The sequence below is a fragment of the Variovorax sp. JS1663 genome, from assembly GCF_002157355.1.
GTDB lineage: Bacteria > Pseudomonadota > Gammaproteobacteria > Burkholderiales > Burkholderiaceae_C > Variovorax.
This window is the reverse complement of sequence record NZ_LYMK01000004.1, coordinates 64,220-80,458: the sequence shown is the minus strand read 5'-3', so window position 1 is coordinate 80,458 and position 16,239 is coordinate 64,220. Positions and strand designations below refer to the sequence as shown.

Annotated in this window: 17 protein-coding genes; 10 read left to right on the top strand and 7 right to left on the bottom strand. The window is 70.3% G+C overall.

Features of this window, described 5'->3' with window-relative positions; genetic code table 11:
• Window positions 1–39 precede the first annotated feature (39 nt).
• The 3 genes from A8M77_RS05350 to A8M77_RS05340 are packed head-to-tail and all read left to right on the top strand — an operon-like array spanning window position 40 to window position 2,830.
• Window positions 40–1,188: a vWA domain-containing protein gene (locus A8M77_RS05350; RefSeq protein ID WP_086920668.1), complete on the top strand. Its 1,149-nt coding sequence runs from the start codon at window positions 40–42 to the stop codon at window positions 1,186–1,188.
• Window positions 1,189–1,205: 17 nt separating this feature from the next.
• The gene (locus tag A8M77_RS05345) at window positions 1,206–1,805 is read left to right on the top strand and encodes a CoxG family protein (protein ID WP_086920518.1); all 600 of its coding nucleotides are present in this window, start codon (window positions 1,206–1,208) and stop codon (window positions 1,803–1,805) included.
• Window positions 1,806–1,819: 14 nt separating this feature from the next.
• Entirely contained in the window at window positions 1,820–2,830 is a 1,011-nt protein-coding gene (locus tag A8M77_RS05340; RefSeq protein WP_086920517.1) for an XdhC family protein, read from the top strand.
• Window positions 2,831–2,840: 10 nt separating this feature from the next.
• Here the strand turns inward: A8M77_RS05340 and A8M77_RS05335 are convergent, their stop codons facing one another.
• The 4 genes from A8M77_RS05335 to A8M77_RS05320 form a co-directional block, all read right to left on the bottom strand.
• Window positions 2,841–3,062, bottom strand: a complete 222-nt coding sequence (locus tag A8M77_RS05335; protein ID WP_086920516.1) for a hypothetical protein — start codon at window positions 3,060–3,062, stop codon at window positions 2,841–2,843.
• A gap of 70 nt (window positions 3,063–3,132) precedes the next feature.
• Window positions 3,133–4,770: a sulfatase-like hydrolase/transferase gene (locus A8M77_RS05330; protein ID WP_158100890.1), complete on the bottom strand. Its 1,638-nt coding sequence runs from the start codon at window positions 4,768–4,770 to the stop codon at window positions 3,133–3,135.
• Window positions 4,767–5,354, bottom strand: coding sequence for a YceI family protein (locus tag A8M77_RS05325; protein WP_086920514.1), 588 nt, complete (start codon window positions 5,352–5,354; stop codon window positions 4,767–4,769). Before A8M77_RS05325 ends, A8M77_RS05330 begins: the two co-directional genes overlap by 4 nt.
• Window positions 5,351–6,139 (bottom strand): CDP-alcohol phosphatidyltransferase family protein, encoded by a 789-nt coding sequence (locus tag A8M77_RS05320; RefSeq protein ID WP_086920513.1) that lies wholly within the window; start codon window positions 6,137–6,139, stop codon window positions 5,351–5,353. Before A8M77_RS05320 ends, A8M77_RS05325 begins: the two co-directional genes overlap by 4 nt.
• A 53-nt stretch (window positions 6,140–6,192) precedes the next feature.
• Here A8M77_RS05320 and A8M77_RS05315 point away from each other — a divergent pair, with 53 nt between their 5' ends.
• The 7 genes from A8M77_RS05315 to A8M77_RS05285 all read left to right on the top strand — a co-directional run bounded on the left by A8M77_RS05315 (window position 6,193) and on the right by A8M77_RS05285 (window position 13,684).
• Window positions 6,193–7,191 (top strand): zinc-dependent alcohol dehydrogenase, encoded by a 999-nt coding sequence (locus tag A8M77_RS05315; RefSeq protein WP_086920512.1) that lies wholly within the window; start codon window positions 6,193–6,195, stop codon window positions 7,189–7,191.
• A 20-nt stretch (window positions 7,192–7,211) separates the two neighbouring features.
• The gene (locus A8M77_RS05310; RefSeq protein ID WP_086920511.1) at window positions 7,212–7,610 is read left to right on the top strand and encodes a 6-pyruvoyl trahydropterin synthase family protein; all 399 of its coding nucleotides are present in this window, start codon (window positions 7,212–7,214) and stop codon (window positions 7,608–7,610) included.
• Between the two features lie 26 nt (window positions 7,611–7,636).
• Window positions 7,637–8,683 carry a glycosyltransferase family 4 protein gene (locus tag A8M77_RS05305; protein WP_202820607.1) on the top strand — a complete coding sequence of 349 codons (1,047 nt, stop codon included), beginning with the start codon at window positions 7,637–7,639 and terminating at the stop codon, window positions 8,681–8,683.
• On the top strand, window positions 8,680–9,546 hold the full coding sequence (locus A8M77_RS05300; RefSeq protein WP_143694551.1) for a class I SAM-dependent methyltransferase: 867 nt from the start codon (window positions 8,680–8,682) through the stop codon (window positions 9,544–9,546). The genes A8M77_RS05305 and A8M77_RS05300 overlap by 4 nt, the downstream gene beginning before the upstream one ends.
• Window positions 9,547–9,792: 246 nt before the next feature.
• Entirely contained in the window at window positions 9,793–11,319 is a 1,527-nt protein-coding gene (locus tag A8M77_RS05295; protein ID WP_143694550.1) for a WD40/YVTN/BNR-like repeat-containing protein, read from the top strand.
• A 528-nt stretch (window positions 11,320–11,847) separates the two neighbouring features.
• Window positions 11,848–12,744, top strand: a complete 897-nt coding sequence (locus A8M77_RS05290) for a glycine betaine ABC transporter substrate-binding protein (RefSeq protein WP_158100889.1) — start codon at window positions 11,848–11,850, stop codon at window positions 12,742–12,744.
• Between the two features lie 91 nt (window positions 12,745–12,835).
• Window positions 12,836–13,684 (top strand): VOC family protein, encoded by an 849-nt coding sequence (locus A8M77_RS05285; RefSeq protein ID WP_086920506.1) that lies wholly within the window; start codon window positions 12,836–12,838, stop codon window positions 13,682–13,684.
• A 57-nt stretch (window positions 13,685–13,741) separates the two neighbouring features.
• Here A8M77_RS05285 and A8M77_RS36030 read toward each other — a convergent pair whose 3' ends face one another.
• From A8M77_RS36030 to A8M77_RS05275, 3 genes are read right to left on the bottom strand one after another with little or no spacing between them, the layout of a single operon-like run.
• The gene (locus A8M77_RS36030) at window positions 13,742–14,659 is read right to left on the bottom strand and encodes a RibD family protein (RefSeq protein WP_158100888.1); all 918 of its coding nucleotides are present in this window, start codon (window positions 14,657–14,659) and stop codon (window positions 13,742–13,744) included.
• Window positions 14,656–15,534 carry a hypothetical protein gene (locus A8M77_RS36025; RefSeq protein ID WP_158100887.1) on the bottom strand — a complete coding sequence of 293 codons (879 nt, stop codon included), beginning with the start codon at window positions 15,532–15,534 and terminating at the stop codon, window positions 14,656–14,658. The genes A8M77_RS36030 and A8M77_RS36025 overlap by 4 nt, the downstream gene beginning before the upstream one ends.
• Before the next feature lie 3 nt (window positions 15,535–15,537).
• A complete protein-coding gene (locus A8M77_RS05275) occupies window positions 15,538–16,209 on the bottom strand; it encodes a glutathione S-transferase family protein (RefSeq protein WP_086920505.1) in 672 nt (223 codons plus the stop codon).
• Window positions 16,210–16,239: the final 30 nt, after the last annotated feature.

Below are 16,239 nucleotides of genomic sequence, written 5' to 3'. Positions count from 1 at the left end.
CAGCTGGGTGACGCAAGGCGGGGCAAGCTGGCCGACAACATGGCCGGCTTCGGTCGCGCGCTGCGGCGGGCCGGGGTGCGGACGGACTCGGCACGCATCGCGCTAGCGGCCGAGGCGGCGATGCTGGTCGGCGTGGAAAGCCGGCACGATCTCGCGGCGGCGATGGAGGCCGTGATGATCAGCCGCGAGCAGGACCGCGGCGTTTTCCGCGAGCTCTTCGACGCCTGGTTCCGCGACCCGGAGCTGGCCAACAAGCTGCTGGCGCAGATGCTGCCGAGCACCGAAGGCAAGGCCGAGCCCGTGAAGCGCCGCCCGCGCGTGCGCGAGGCCCTGGCCGCGCCGCGCGAGCCCATGCAGGCGCCGCGGAACGAGCGCGAGGTGGAGTTCGACGCGGCCATGACGGCCAGCGACCGCCAGCGCCTGCACCATGCCGACTTCAACGCCCTGGGCGCGGCCGAATACCGGCTGGTGGAGCGGCTGGCGCGCGACATCGCGCTGCCGGTGCCCACCGTCGCGGCGCGCCGGCTGCACCCGGCGGGCAACGCCGGCACGCATTCGCGCATGAACTGGCCGGGCGTGTGGCACGAGGCCGGCCGCACCGGCGGCGAGATGTTCCGGTTGCCCCGGCTGGCGCGGCGGCGGCAGCCCTTGCCGCTGCTGGTGCTGGTCGACGTTTCCGGCTCGATGGAACGCTACGCGCGGCTGCTGCTGGCCTTCCTGCATGCGGCGACGCGCCGTGCCGGCCGGCGCGACGTGTTCGCCTTCGGCACCCAGCTGACCGACCTGACGCCGGCCTTCCGCATCGCCGACACCGATGCCATGCTGGCCGCGGCCGGCGCGGCGATCGCCGATTTCGCCGGCGGCACGCGTCTGGGCGGTTCGCTCGCCGAGCTGCGCCGCCGGCATGCGCGCCGCCTGAGCGGCCGCCGCACGCTGGTGCTGGTGATCAGCGACGGTCTGGACACCGGCGAGCCCGATGTGCTCGAGCAGGAGCTGCTCTGGCTCAAGCGCCACACGCGGCGCGTGCTGTGGCTCAATCCGCTGCTGCGCTACGAAGGCTATGCCCCGCTCGCGCGTGGGGCGGCGGTGCTGCACCGCCATGCGGACGCGATGCTCGCGGTCCACAATCTCAACGCACTCGAAGAACTGGCATCGAGCCTGGCCGCGCTGATGCGCTGCGGCCGCTAACGAAAGAAGGACTCACCATGGAAATGCTCGGCAACCGCCGCCTCGGCATCACGCAGCAGCAGGCCTGGGAAGCGCTCAACGACCCGGAGACGCTGAAGAAATGCATTCCCGGCTGCGACAAGTTCGAGCCTGCCGGCGACAACCAGTACACGGTCGCGCTGGCCGTCAAGATCGGCCCGGTCTCGGCCAAGTTCAACGGCAAGGTGGCGCTGGCCGACATCATGCCGCCCGACAGCTACAAGCTGTCCTTCGAGGGGCAGGGCGGTGTGGCGGGCTTCGCCAAGGGCGCCTCGAGCGTCACGCTCAAGGCGGTCGCCGATGGTGACGGCACGGCCTGCGACCTCGACTACACGGTGCAGGCCCAGGTGGGCGGCAAGATCGCGCAGCTGGGGCAGCGCCTGATCGATGGTGCCGCCAAGTCGACGGCGGACGACTTCTTCAAGCGCTTCGAGGCCGAGATGCAGGCGCGCTACGGCCCGCCGCCGGCTGCGGTGGAAAGTGCCCCCGAGGAGCCTGCGGAGAAGACCGGCGCGATGGCCGGTCTGATGCGCAAGATGGGTTTCGGCAAGAAAGACGACAAGCCGGAAGAGAGCGCGGGCGAGAAGCCGGCGGAGTAAGGCGACACACCACGATGGAAAACCTCGACGTCATGGTCCTTCGCACGCTGCGCGACTGGCGGCTGGAAGGACAGCGCGCGCTGCTGGCGACGGTGGTGCGCACCTGGGGCTCCTCGCCGCGCCCGGTCGGCTCGATCATGGCGCTGGCCGAGGACGGTGCGGTGGTCGGCTCGGTCTCCGGCGGCTGCATCGAAGACGACCTGATCGCGCGCCACACCCGTGCCCACGGCGCCCCGGACGGCATGCCCTCGGGCCCACCCACGCTGATCAAGTACGGCATCACCGCCGACGAGGCGCACCGCTTCGGCCTGCCCTGCGGCGGCACGCTGGAGCTGCTGCTCGAGTTCGACCCGGACGCTGCCTCGCTGGCCGCGCTGGTCGAGGCACTGGAGCAGGGCCGGCTGATGCGGCGCACGGTCGCGCTGGCCGATGGCGCGGTGCAACTGGCCGAGGCGGCCGCGCCGGCCGAGCTCACGGTGGACGATGAGACGCTGGTCAACACCTTCGGCCCCGAGTACCGCATGCTGCTGATCGGCGCCGGCCAGCTGGCCGAATACCTGTCGACCATGGCGAAGTTCAGCGGCTTCGCGGTCACGCTGTGCGACCCGCGGGCCGAGTACCGCACCGCCTGGTCCACGCCCGGTGTGGCCATCAGCACCGAGATGCCCGACGACGCGGTGCAGGCCTTCAAGCCCGACCGCCGCAGCTGCGTGGTGGCGCTCACGCACGATCCCAAGCTCGACGACCTGGCGCTGCTGGAGGCCCTGCAGAGCGAGGCCTTCTACGTCGGCGCGATCGGCTCGCGCCGCAACGCCCAGGCCCGGCGCGACCGGATGATCGAGCACTTCGACCAGACCGAGCAGTCGCTGGCGCGGCTGCGCGGCCCGATCGGCATCTACGTCGGCAGCAAGACGCCGCCCGAGATCGCGGTCAGCGTGATGGCGGAGATCCTGGCGGTGAAGAACGGCGTGACGCTGCCGCGCGAGACGGAGGTGGCGGTGGCCAAGTCGGCCGCGGCGGGCTGAGCGCGGGGCGTCAGAGGTTGCCCAGCCCGGTCGCCGGGAAGGCGGGACCGCGGCCGAAGGCGCGCTGCATCTGCCTGGATTCGCGCGCCTCCTGCATTTCCATCGAGAAGAAGAAGCTGGCGGCGACCAGGGCAAGGCATGTGGCCTCCATGATCACCAACCCGGTGAAGGAACCCAGCCACCAGGCTATGGCGGGGGCAGCGATGCTGGAGAGGAGGAGCAGGGCGCGCATGGTCGCAAAGGTAGCAGAGGCGTTGCGGCTTGTCGTGTGAACTAGTTCTCGGAATGGCTGTTGCATCCCGTCATTCGGCCGTGCCGGGGAGCCCGGCTGTGGAGCCGTCGAAGACGGCGAGCAGCAGCGGCGTGAGAGCGTGCATGTCCATGGCCGCAGGCTGCGGGGAAGGGAGCAGGCCGGGCCTGAAGCCGCGGGCCTCGAAGCGCTTGAGCAGCGCGGTATCGGCGCTGATGATGTGCACCGGCACGTCCCAGGAGGAACCCGCACCGCTGACGCTGGCCAACGGCTGGTGGTCGCCGATCACGATGGTGAGCATCCCGCGCGGCGCGCGATGCGCGAGGTAGTCGCCCAGCCATTCGAAGGTGTAGGCCAGGGATTCGAGATAGGGCCTCACGGGCGCCTGCCACGACACCGGATGCGCCAGGGCCTGCGCGAGTTCGGCCGGCGTATAGGCCTGCTCGTCCAGCAGGCGCGCCCAGTCGGCCACGTAGGGCGGCAGCGGCCGGAAGGGCGCGTGGCTCGCCAGCGTGGGGAAGACGATGAAGCGCGGCGCGCGCGTGCCGGGTGGCTGCGCCAGCTCCTGCGCGTGCAGCAGCGCCATCGAGGCCTGGTCCGGGACGCGCCAGTAGCCGAAGGCCGGGCCGCGGTAGCCGGTGCGGTCGGCGTCGACATAGCGGTCGAAGCCGTAGAAGCTGCCCTCGGGCCAGGGCCGATGCAGGCCGGGCATCCAATTCACGGTATGCCAACCATGGGCCTGGAAATGGCGCGCCAGCGTGGGCCGGTCGGTGGCCAGCAGCAGTTCGTAGGCGCCGGGGTCGTGCGTGTCCACGCCGGTCAGCAGTGCGGCATGGGCCAGCCAGGAGGCTCCGCCGTAGGTGGGTGATCGCATCCGGGCCGACACCGCCCGCAGCCCGCCGTCCGCGAGGGCCTGCGCGAGCCGCTCGCGCGCGGGTGCGAGGGCCGCGGCCTGCCGCGGGTTGTCCAGCGTGGTGGCGCCATAGGACTCGGCGAAGAGCAGCAGCACGTCGGCGCCGTGCAGGCCCGCGAGCCCCACATGGGCGAAGTCCGGGCTGGGCGAGAGCTGCTGCGCCGCGCGGCCCGGCAGCAATTGCCCGGCCAGGACTTCGGCCTGGTGCGCGAGGATCGGCGCCACGGGCATCGAGAAGAACCAGCGCGTGTCGCGTCCGCCGATGCCGTGCGCTGCGAAGCAGGCCGCGAGCAGCACGCCGGCGAGCCCGATCGCGGGCCGCGGTGGCGGCCAGGCCAGCGCCTGCGCGATGGCGCGCCAGCAGGCCAGCGCGATCCGGTACAGCAGCAGTGGCAGCGCGAGGGCGGCCAGCACGCCGAGCGCGGTCTGCCAGGCGGCGAAGTCGCCCATGCGCAGCACCTCCAGCGCATGGCGGCTGTCCCAGTACAGGTTGATCTGGCGTCCGAACACGGCCGACACGGTCACGTCGAGGTAGCGCGCGACGATCCAGACGCCGCTCGCGGCGGCCAGCAGGCGCAGCGCACGCTCGCCGGTCCGGCCGCGCCAGGCGATCCAGGCGGTGAGTGCCAGCAGCGCCATCGCCAGCTCGAAGGACAGCCGCAGCGCGGGGCGCGGCCAGAGACCGGGGCCGTGGTTCTCCATCGTCAGCAGCGTGTTGAGCACGACGAAGGGCAGCGCGAAGCGCGCTGTCCAGCCGGGCCAGCCCATGGGTTTCATTTGCGCTTGGCCTCGAACTCGATGATCAGCGCCACCTCGTCGCCGACCCATCCGTTGGCGACCGCGTAGTTCATGCCATAGGCGCTGCGCTTGAAGCTGCCGCGGGCCGACACGCCCATCACGTAGGTCTTGTCGATGGGCGAGGCACCGCTCTTGTTCCAGGTCGCATTGAGCGTGAGCGGCTGCGAGCGCCCGAGCAGCTCCAGCTGGCCCACGATCTCGAAGCTGCGCTCGCCCGTGCGCTTGGCGCCGTCCGCGGTGAACACCATGCGCGGGAATTCGCTGGAATTGAGGAAGTCCGCGCTCTTCAGGTGCCGATCGCGACTGGCGAAGTTGCTGAACACGCTTTGGGTGTCGACCTCGATGCGCAGCGTGCTGAGTGCGGCGGTGGCCTCGTCGAAGCTGTAGCTGCCGCGCGCGGCGCGGAACATGCCCAGCACCTTGGCGTAGCCGATGTGATCGACGAGGAAAGCCACCGTGAGGTGCTCCGGATCGAGTTCGTAGCGGGCGGGCTCGGCGCGGGCCGGCGCGGCGGCCGCGAGCATCAACAGGAGGGCGGCGGACAGGGCGCGTGCAGCATTCATCGGGTGATCTCCAGGGGCAGGTGGCGCCGGCGCATCAGCCAGGCGGTGTCGATGGCGAAGGAGGCGGCGAGCAGGGCCAGGCTGGCCGCCGCAAGAGCCTGGCTCCACGGCAGCGCGATGACCGGGACCAGGCAGACGATGAGGGCGCTGATCTGCACCACGCACACCGCCTTGCGCCGAAGGCTGGTCGGCAGGGCCCGCGCGAGCCAGGGCCAGGGCCGCGCCGCCAGCACGAAGAGATAGCGCATCAGGCCGGCCGCCAGGATCCAGGCGCCGGTCTTGTCGAAGTGAAGCGCCAGCAGCGACAGCACCAGCACCAGCAGAGCATCGGTCTCCATGTCGAAGCGCGCCCCGAAGGCGCTGGCCAGGCCGCCGCGCCGTGCCAGCGGCCCGTCGAGCGCATCGAGCAGCGCGGCGATGGTGGCGACCACCACGCAGCTCCAGGCCAACCGGTCGTCCGCCGTCTCGCCGATCGCCGCGGCGAGCAGGCAGATCAAGGCCAGGCGTGCCAGCGTCACGCGGTTGGCCGCGCCGAAGCGCCCGTTGGGCGCATGCGCATCCAGGCCCGAAAGAACCAGGGCGAAGGCGGCGGCGAAGGCCAGCAGTGTCTTGAAATGGAACCACGGGCCGAGCGCGTCCAGCCCGCCCAGCAGCGCGGCGAGGGCGGCCAGCAGCAGGAAGCAGGGCAGGGCCTCGCGCCAGGCATCGCGCCGCAGCGCCGCAAGCCGCCATGCGCCTGCGGCGGATGCCTCGTCGGAAGGAGATCGCGTGAGCATCGTCTTCATTAAGATCGTGGCCAACCTTCATCGGCCGCGTCGGCGGACGATTCGAGAACAGCATGCCAGCAAATCATCTCCGCGTCCCCCCGGGCGAGCCCCGGGCCTGCTGGATCGAGGCGCCAGGTCGCGCCGGCCTGCGGCCGGTCACGCTCGCCGCGCCGGGTCCGGACGAGGTGCGGGTGCGCGCGCTGCACAGCGGCATCAGCCGCGGCACCGAAGCGCTGGTCTTTCGCGGCGAGGTGCCGGAAAGCGAGTACGAGCGCATGCGTGCGCCGTTCCAGGAGGGTGCGTTTCCGGCGCCGCTCAAGTACGGGTACGCGAGCGTGGGCGTGGTCGAGCAGGGCGGGCCGGACCTGCTCGGTCGCACGGTCTTCTGCCTTCATCCGCATCAGAGCCACTACGTGGTGCCGGCCGCGGCGGTGCACCTTGTGCCCGAGGGCCTGCCGCCCGCGCGGGCGGTGCTGGCGGCCAACATGGAGACGGCGGTCAATGCGCTGTGGGATGCGGCGCCGCGCCTGGGCGATCACGTCGCGGTAGTGGGCGCGGGCGTGGTGGGACTGCTGGTGGGCTGGCTGGCGGGGCGCATGCCGGGATGCGCGGTGCAGGTGATCGACACGGATCCCGCGCGCGGCGCGGTTGTCGAGCAACTGGGCCTGGCCTTCGCGACGCCCGATGGCGCGGCGCCGGATGCCGACCTGGTCGTGCATGCCAGCGGCAGCGCCGAAGGTCTTGCCACCGCCTTGAGGCTGGCGGCCTTCGAGGCCACGGTGCTGGAGTTGAGCTGGTACGGGCGGCGTGCCGTCACCCTGCCGCTGGGCGAGGCCTTCCACGCGCGCCGGCTCACGCTGCGCAGCTCGCAGGTGGGCCAGGTGGCCACGGCGCAGCGGTCCCGCTGGAGCCATGGCCGCCGAATGGCGCTGGCGCTCGCGCTGCTGCGCGATCCGGTGCTGGATGTGCTGTTGACCGATGCCGCGCCCTTCGACGAGTTGCCGGCGGTGCTGGCCCGGCTGGCCGCGGGCGCGCCCCACACCCTGTGCCATCGCATCGATTACCCCTGAATCCCGATCGGAGCCAAGCCATGTACACCGTCAATGTCCGCGACCATTTCATGATTGCCCACAGCTTCCGCGGCGAGGCCTTCGGGCCGGCCCAGCGCCTGCACGGCGCCACCTACGTGGTGGACCTGGAGATGCGACGCGCCGAGCTCGATGCCGATGGCGTGGTGGTCGACATTGCGCTGGCGGCCGAAGTGCTGAAGCAGGTACTGGCGGAATTCAACCTGCGCAACCTCGATGACGATCCGGCCTTCGAGGGGCGCAACACCACCACCGAATTCATGGCGCGCGTGGTCTTCGACCGCGTCGCGGCACGCATCGCAGCCGGCGAGATGGGCCCGCATGCGGGCGGTCTGTCGGGCATGCGCGTGCGGCTCAACGAATCGCATGTGGCCTGGGCGGCCTACGAGGGCGCGCTTTGACGCAGCCGGGGTGTTGCGGCTTCCTGGTGCCGGGTGACCTGGAGACTCGCACCGGCGGCTACACCTACGACCGGCACATCGTCGCGGGCCTGCGCGCGCTGGGGTGGGAGGTCGAGGTGCAGAGCCTGGGCGAAGGCTTTCCATCGCCCGATGCGACAGCGTTGGCGCAGGCCACGCGCGTGGTCGACGCCTTGCCCGATGGCGCGCTCGCGGTCGTCGACGGCCTGGCTTTCGGAGTGCTGCCGGAACTGGTGCAGCGGCATGCGAAGCGGCTGTTCTGGGTCGCACTGGTCCACCATCCGCTGGCGCTGGAAACGGGGCTCGATGCGGACCGGCAGCGCGTGCTCTTCGACAGCGAACGACGGGCGCTGGCCCATGCGCGTGGCGTGATCGTCACCAGCCCTTCCACCGCGCGTGCGCTCGCGGAATTCGACGTCGAGGCCGGCCGCATCGCGGTGATCGAACCCGGCACCGCGCCGGCGCCCCTCGCCGCGGGATCGAGCAGCGAGGGGCTGTCGCTGCTCTGCGTCGCGACCGTCACGCCGCGCAAGGGGCATGCGCTGCTGGTCGAGGCGCTGGCCGGCCTGAAGGACCGGCCCTGGGTCCTGCATTGCGCCGGCAGCCTCGTGATGGACGCGGCCTGCGCATCGGCCTTGCGCGAGGCCATCGACGACCATGGCCTGCAGGCGCGCGTGTTGCTGCATGGCGAGCAGGACGAGGCCAGCCTGCGCGCGCTCCATGCGAAGGCCGATGCCTTCGTGCTGCCCTCGTTCCACGAAGGCTATGGCATGGCATTGGCCGAGGCACTGGCGCATGGCTTGCCGGTGATCAGCACGCGGGCCGGTGCCATTCCCGACACCGTGCCCGAGGAGGCGGGCCTGCTGGTCGCGCCCGGCAGCGTGCCCGAGCTGCGTGCCGCTCTGCAGCGGCTGATGGACGACAGCGCCGCGCGGGCGCGGCTGGCAGCGGGGGCGCGCAGCGCGCGGGCGCGATTGCCGGACTGGGCGCAGAGCAGCCAGCGCTTTGCCACGGCGCTGGCCGCCTTCGCGCGGCAGGCCGGGCGGTGGCCGTGAGCGGCTTCAGCGCCGAGTGGCTGGCGCTGCGCGAGCCCTACGATCTCACCGCGCGCGCCGAGGCGGCCGCCGCGCTGGACCTGCGCGGGATGGCGACCCGGATGCGTCGCGGTGCGCGGCCACTGGAGGTGCTGGACCTGGCCTGCGGCACCGGCGCGAACCTGCGCGCGCTCGCGCCGCGCCTCGGCGACGCGCAGCGCTGGCTGCTGGTCGACAACGATCCGCAACTTCTGGCGGCCCTGCCTGGTGTTTTCGCGGCGTGGTCACGCGCGCAGGGCTTCGTGCTGCGTGCCGATGCCGAAGGCCTTCACCTTGAGGGGCCGGATTGGCATGCGGATGTTCGGTGGCTCCGTGCGGACCTCGTGAGCGCGCTGGACGACCTGCCCTTTGCAAACATGCAGCTCGTCACCGCCGCGGCGTTGCTTGACCTGGTGTCCGCATCTTGGCTCGATGCGCTGTTCGAGCGTGTGCGACGGACGAACGCAGCGATGTTCTTTGCGCTCAGCGTCGATGGGCGTGTGCAGTGGGATCCTGCCGTCGAAGGCGATGAAATCGTCCGCCAGCTCTTTACGGCGCACCAGCGGCGCGACAAGGGCTTCGGCGTGGCGCTCGGCGGCCAAGCCCCGGCAATGGCGTCCGCGCGCCTGGCCGCCCTGGGTTACGGTGTCGCTCAGGCATGCAGCAACTGGCTCATCGAGGAGCCGGCCATGCTGCAGGCCATGATCGATGGCATGAGCAGCGCCGCGCTGGAGCAAGGGCCGGATACGCAGGCGCTGGTTCGAGCATGGCGAGCGTGGCGGGGGATGTCGACAACGCGCAGTCGGATGCATGTGGGGCACGTGGATCTCCTGGCCCTTCCCTGAGTACGCAAGCGTCCTCGCGTGCCGAGGGCCATGCAGCACTTTCTTGAAGTGCCTTCAGGGCGCGCGAGCCCGCCGTTGACCGACTGTTCACGGTGACTCCCAAGCACTGCCGGGAGAATTGTCGCTTTTTCTGGAGAAACCAGAGCAAGCCCGTCAGTGCTTGGAAAATCGCTGCCATTCGATCCTGATCCTGGAACGCTGCGGAGCGTGAAGCAACAGGCTCTTTTTCTTCAGCAAGATCCTTCCATGAACCAAGTTGCATTGCGGTGGGCGTACGCCAATTTTGGCGCTGTGATCGCCAGTTTGGAGACCCTTCCTACGCGGACCATCTGCCGCCTGGTTCCAGCGCTGATGCTGTCCTTGATGTTGGGCGCATGCGGTGGCGGCGGTGGAGGCGGGGCAGGAGGATCGGCCGCCCTCGCGGCGCTCGGAGCTGCAGCCGCGAGTGCCGGTACCGGGCCAAGCACCGATGCCGGGACTGCAACCAGTACCGACACTGGAACCGGCACCGAAATTGGCGATGGCAGTGGAACGCCCGCCCCCCCCGAGATCGGCGATGGCAGCGGCACGCCGGCCCCCGCGTTTCCTTGGGTTGACGTGACCAGTGCTGCAGTGCAAGGTCAGTCCAACACGGGCTATGTCGCCCGCAACGACGCGGCGCAGGTGGTGGTGACCCTGCCGGCCAATCCGGCCGTCGGTGATGTGGTGCGCGTCCAGGGCGCCGGCCTGGGCGGCTGGAAGATCGCCCAGAACGCGGGGCAGGCGATCGACACGAAAAGCGTGGAGGGCATGGCGGGTGCCAGATGGACGGCGCGTGGCCCCACCCAATCCTGGTATACGGTCGCTTCCTCAGCCGATGGCAGCAAGCTCGTCGCGGCGGCTAAGTGGGGGCGCATCTACACCTCGACCGACAGCGGCGAGAACTGGACTGTGTGCACGGCCACTCCACCGTGTGAGGCCGATCGCGACTGGACGGTGGTGGCCTCGTCGGCGGATGGCAGCAAGCTGGCGGCGGCGGTCTACGGTGGCCAGATTTACACCTCGATCGATGGTGGCGCGAACTGGACGGCGCGCGAATCCAATCGAAATTGGTTTGCAGTGACCTATTCGTCCGATGGCAGCAAGCTGGTGGCGGCGGCCAGCGGCGGCCAGATCTACAGCTCGATCGACGGCGGTGTGACTTGGACGGCGCGCGAGTCCATCCGGGACTGGTATGCGGTGGCCTCGTCTGCCGATGGAAGCAAGCTCGTGGCGGCGGTCTTCCGGGGCCAGATTTACACCTCGATCGATGGTGGCGCGAACTGGACGGCACGCGAGTCCGTCCGAGACTGGTACTGGGTGACATCGTCGGGCGATGGCACCAGGCTAGTTGCACTCGAGTCGGGGGGGCGGATCTACACCTCGGACGACAGCGGCGTGAGCTGGACGGCACGCGAGTCCAATCGAAATTGGTTCATATCGGCCTCCTCGGCCGATGGCAGCAAGCTGGTGGCGGTAGAGGAGTGGGGACAGATCCACACATCGAGCGATGGCGGGGTGAGCTGGACGGCGCGGGGAGACAGCCTGCGTTGGAATGGCGTGGCGTCGTCGGCCGACGGCAGCAAGCTGGTGGCGGCGCCGAATGGTGGCCAAATCTACATCTCCACTGCCACGACTACGCGGGGTATCGGAGGTTCCATCAGCGGCGCCGCATCCGACACCATCGGACTCCAATACGTCGGCAACGGCATGTTCACCGTGCTGAACCATGAAGGCGGCTTGACGATTCAATAGCTGCGGCCCCCAGTGATCATCGTCACATGCGCCAGCTGCGCATCATGCCCCGTCGCACACGCTGTCTTCTTCCCCGAGCGAGCTGTACCGGCAGCAGCGGGAGCCAGTGCGGCGGCACGGTTGTATCGCGGTGGCGCGTCGGCGGCAGCGGGTATCGACGATGACGTGGATGCACCCTCGGGTCTGCGGCCAGTCGATGCGTACACCTCGCCAGCCGCCGCAGGCAGGCCAGGTGGATCGCTTGGCGCTTCCGAGCTGCGCGGCTCGCGTTGATGCCGCACGGCCGCGTGCAAGTGGGGCACGTGGATCTTCTGGCGATGCGTTGAGCGTTTCTGGCCGAAGTGCTGCGTACGGCGGCGAAGTGGGTCGAACAAGGGCTCGTCCAGCTTTAACCACTTTTTACGGCGATTTTCTGGTGCGCGCATCACGCCGCCCTATCCTGATGTTCGTCGCCCTCGGCGTCAGTTGACGCGGATGCGGCAGGCCGGCCACCGCCGCTTTCTGCCCGACATCCGCGAAGGAGTTCCTATGAGCGCATGGACCCGCCGACGCCTCCTGGCATCGATGGGGGCGGGTGCCGCTGGTGTCGCCGTCGGCGATGCGGCGCGGCCCCAAGGGCATCCGAGCCCGCCCGTGGTGCTGGGGCAGGTCTCGCTGAGCTTCTATGCCGTCACGGGCGCCGTGGTGCATGAGCTGCTCGAACGGCTGGGCCACGCCGTCGACCTCAGGACCGGACCGCACGACCAGATGTTCCCCTTGCTGGGCGAGGGAGCCATCGACGTGATGGCGGCGGCATGGCTGCCGGAGGGGCATGCGGCCTACTGGTCCCGCTATGGTGGCCGGGCGACCGAGGTGGCACGCCTCTATGACGGGGCTCGCTTCTTCTGGGCGGTGCCCGAATACGTCCCGGAGCAGGAGGTCGCCTCCATCACCGACCTGGCCAGGCCGGCGGTGGCCCAACGGATGAACAAGCTCATCCAGGGCATCGGGACGGCGGCCACGATTTCGACGGTTTCACAGGCCGCGGTCGGTGCCTACGGGCTGGACGGGGTGGGCTACCGGTTCCGTCCGGGCGCGCCGGCGGAGTGGACCGGCGCGTATGACGCCGCTGTCGGCGAACGGCGGTGGATGGTGTTTCCGACCTGGGCACCGCAGTACCTCAATCGCGATGGCCGACTGCGCCCGTTGAAAGACCCGAAGGGCGTGCTGGGCGGCAGCAACCGCGGCGCGCTGGTCGCCCCCACCGAGCGCTTCGCCAGGCTGCCGCCGGCGACTCGGCAGGCGCTTTCCAGGATCTCTCTCGGCATCGACGGCGTGACCGAGATGGATTGGATGGTCAACGTCGAGCGAAAGACGCCCCGCGAGGCTGCCATCCAGTGGATGGCAGCCAACGCCTCCTGCGTCGAAGGCTGGACCCGAAGCTGAGCTCGCTGGCGCCCGGCGCGCTCGAACCGTCGACCTCCAGGCGAAAGACTTGTTCCTCGTGCCTGCAGCCATCCTTTGAAAGGACCAGACCATGACGATGAAGCCCGACTCGACCGCGCTGGAGAACACCGGACGCAGGGGAGCGATGAAGCTCGCCGGCGCTGCCACGCTTGCGGCGCTGTCCACCGGCGCAGTCGCCCAGGCGCCTGCCAGTGCGCCGCCCTCGGGCGCCCGTGATCGCGACCGGGCCCCGCTGGGGGATCGGCTGCAGGGCGTGCAGCACTTCGGCGTGACCGTGCAGAACATGGATCGGGCCTTCGCCTTCTACACCGAGGTGCTGGGCGGCACCGAGGTCATGCGCGATGGCGATTTCCAGGGGGAGCGCATCCAAAACACGCTGCTCACCGACGAGGAGATCCTCGCGCGCGAGCGCCACGTCAATCCGCGCACACGCGGAATTCCCGATCTGCGCAGCGGCGCGCAGCGGCTGGACGTGCGCTTCATCCAGTTCGACAACGTCGTCATCGAACTGCTGCAGTACCGCGACGCGCAGCAGCCGATGGGCACGGGCGCGAGCTTCGCCGAGCCGCGCGACCAGATGAGCCCAGCGTATCCGCGCTCGATGCACATCTGCTTCTACCTGCGCGACGACGTCGACTTCAACGTCTTCATCCGCGACATGGAGGCCGAATGCGGACGTCGCGGAATGAACCAGGTGAAGGCCAACCGCGTGGTCACCGTCGGCACCGAAGCCGAGCGCCGTGCGGCGCCGATCAGCGCGAACTCCAACCCGATCACCGAGGGCAAGTCCAACGGCTGGCGGCTCATCTACTGCAAGGGCCCGGAGGGCGAGCAACTGGAGTTCGTGCAGGCGCTCGGGCCGGTGAAGAAGGTCTTCGACGACGCACGGACCTCCCGTCAACGCTCCCGTGTCGCGTGACGGTGGTTTCTCCCGAGCCGCTTTGATCTACTTCGCGCGGCACCTCTTCGTCGTGGCCTATGTGGCGAAGGGTGCAAGGGCCCGGAGATCCAGGTCCCACAGCACATCCGCCCCCATGCGGAACACCGACGCCGGAGGCCGCGGGCAGTTGCGCATCACCATGCCGACGGGCAGCGAGAGGCCGGGGCGTCCGCCGCCGATGAGCACCGGCGCGATGCTGAGGTGCAGCCGGTCCATGCAGCCCTGCGCGATGAAGCGCGAGACGGTGATGCCGCCGCCTTCCACGAAGAGCACATGCAGGCCGCGCTGCCGCAGCGCATGCAGGAGTGCCGGCAGGTCGAGGGTGCCGTTCTCCTTCAGCAGGCCGGGCACGCCCAGGACCTGATCGGCGCCGACCTGTGCCGCTGCCTCGGCTTCGCGGGCCGCGTCGCACACCAGCAGCGTGGGCGCCTGCCGGTCCGTGAACACGCGCAGCGTGGGGGCGAGCCGAAGGGTCGGATCGATCAGCACCCGCACCGGATGTTCGCCCGCCACCCGGCGCGTGGTGAGTTGCGGGTTGTCGATGGCGGCGGTGGCCGCGCCCACGATCACTGCGTCGCACAGGGCGCGCAGCCGGTGCAGGTGCAGCAGCATCTCGGGGCCGTTCACGAAGTTGGCGTCGCCCCCGCGGGTGGCAATGCAGCCGTCGAGGCTCTGGCCCAGTTGGCCGATCACCCAGGTCGGGCTTTCGGGCGGACAGTCGAGCACCGGCTTGAGCAGCGAGAAGAGTTCCAGCGCCTCCGGATGCCATGCTGCCGGATCGAGCACGAAGCCGTGCGACCGATGCTGATGGAAGCGCCTTGCGGCATCGGGTGCAGGCGCGGGCCCGGTGCCGCGCCGATGGCGCGCGATGGCGAGGCAGAGCGGCCAGAGTGCGTCCACGCCGGGCAATGCGCGCGGGGCCGTCGTGAAGGGATGGGGGTCGTAGGCAGTCACCACTTCGGTTTGTAATAGGGATCGTCCGTCCCGGTCGACATTTCTGCACCACCCCATGCGGCGAAGGCCAGCGCGGCCGCGACCCAGGCGGCGGCCACCAGGGCCACGATCAGCGGTTCCACCCAGGTCCTGGCGCGCGGGCCGGGCGGTGCCGCGGGGCGCTGCAGGCGCCGCCGCCCCCAGCGCACCAGCGGCCCGGAGGTGAAGGCGCCTGCGAGCAGCAGCAGCGTCACGGGCCGTACCTCCGTCAGCAGGGCCGTGGCCTGCATCAGGCTCAGCCAGGCGAGGGCCGCGACGATGGCGCCGCTCGCGCCGAAGGCGATGCGCACGATGGGCCAGAGCCACAGCGCGCAGCCGCCGACAGCGGCGGCCAGTGCCAGTCCCAGTTCGAAGAGCAATGCGGAGCCGGCACCCATTGCGGCGGCAGCCAGGCCCAGACTGGCCACCACCAGCACCGCGGCTGCATCGGCGCGCGCCGCATGCTCGCGCAGCACCGCCCGGAACACAGCCAGGCCCAGCAGCCACACGACAAGCAGCAGCGGCAGTGCACGCGTGGGCAGGATGGCCAGCACCAGCGCCCACAGGATGCCGGCCGCCAGCCACTCGGCGCGCCTTCCGGCGTGCAGCGCCTCCAGCACGAAGCCCAGCAGCGCCGCCACGGCGTAGATCCAGGGCAGCCGCTCGGTGAGCGTGCCGGGCGGCAGCCGCCAGCCCAGCTGCCATGCCGCGGTGCCGACGATGGCCAGCGCTGCGCCGGCAGCCGCCCAGCGCCGTCCCTGCACCGGGCCGAGCGCGCCGCGCAGCATGCCGGTCACCATGAATGCGACGACCAGCGGTAGCGCAAGGCTCTGGATCAGCGGATGGTGCAGGTCCATGGCTCAGTGCCCCAACGCGTTCCGCGGCGAAACGCCCTGGGCGAGTGCCGCCGCATGCTGCGCGGCGAGGGCGCGCCGGAAGCCGTCCCGCTGCTGCAGCCGGGCCCAGTACGCCGTGACCGCTGCCGGCCACTGCGGCTGAAGACCCAGCAGGTCGGCCAGCATCAACGCATAGCCGACCGAGATGTCGGCGGCGGTGAAGCGGTCCGCGCAGAGGAAGGCGTGTGTCTGCAGCGCCGCGTCGATCCAGCGCAGCCGCGCGAGGAACCACTTCGCGTAGTCCTCGGCCGCCTGCGGCAGCTTGCGCTCGTCGGGCTCGAAGTGGGCGTAGCGCAGCACGATGGTCTGCGGGAAGGTCAGCGTGGCCTCGCCCTGGTGCAGGCCGTTGAGCCAGGCGCCGAAGCTGGGCTCCTGCGGGCGCACCGCCAGGCCCTTGAGGTTCTGCGGATCGAAGCGCTCGGCCAGGTACTGGCAGATCGCGGCCGACTCGGTCATGCGCGTGTCGCCGTCGATGAGAAAGGGGATGGTGCCCAGCGGATTGACCTCGAGGTAGCTGCGCTGGTGCGCCCGCGGCGGGAAGGGGAGCATGCGCAGCTCGTAGGGCGCGCCCAGTTCCTCGAGCATCCAGAGCGGGCGGAAGGAGCGGGCGCTGACGCAGTGGTAGAGAACGACCATGGACGGACTCTAGCGGGGCGGGCGTCATCG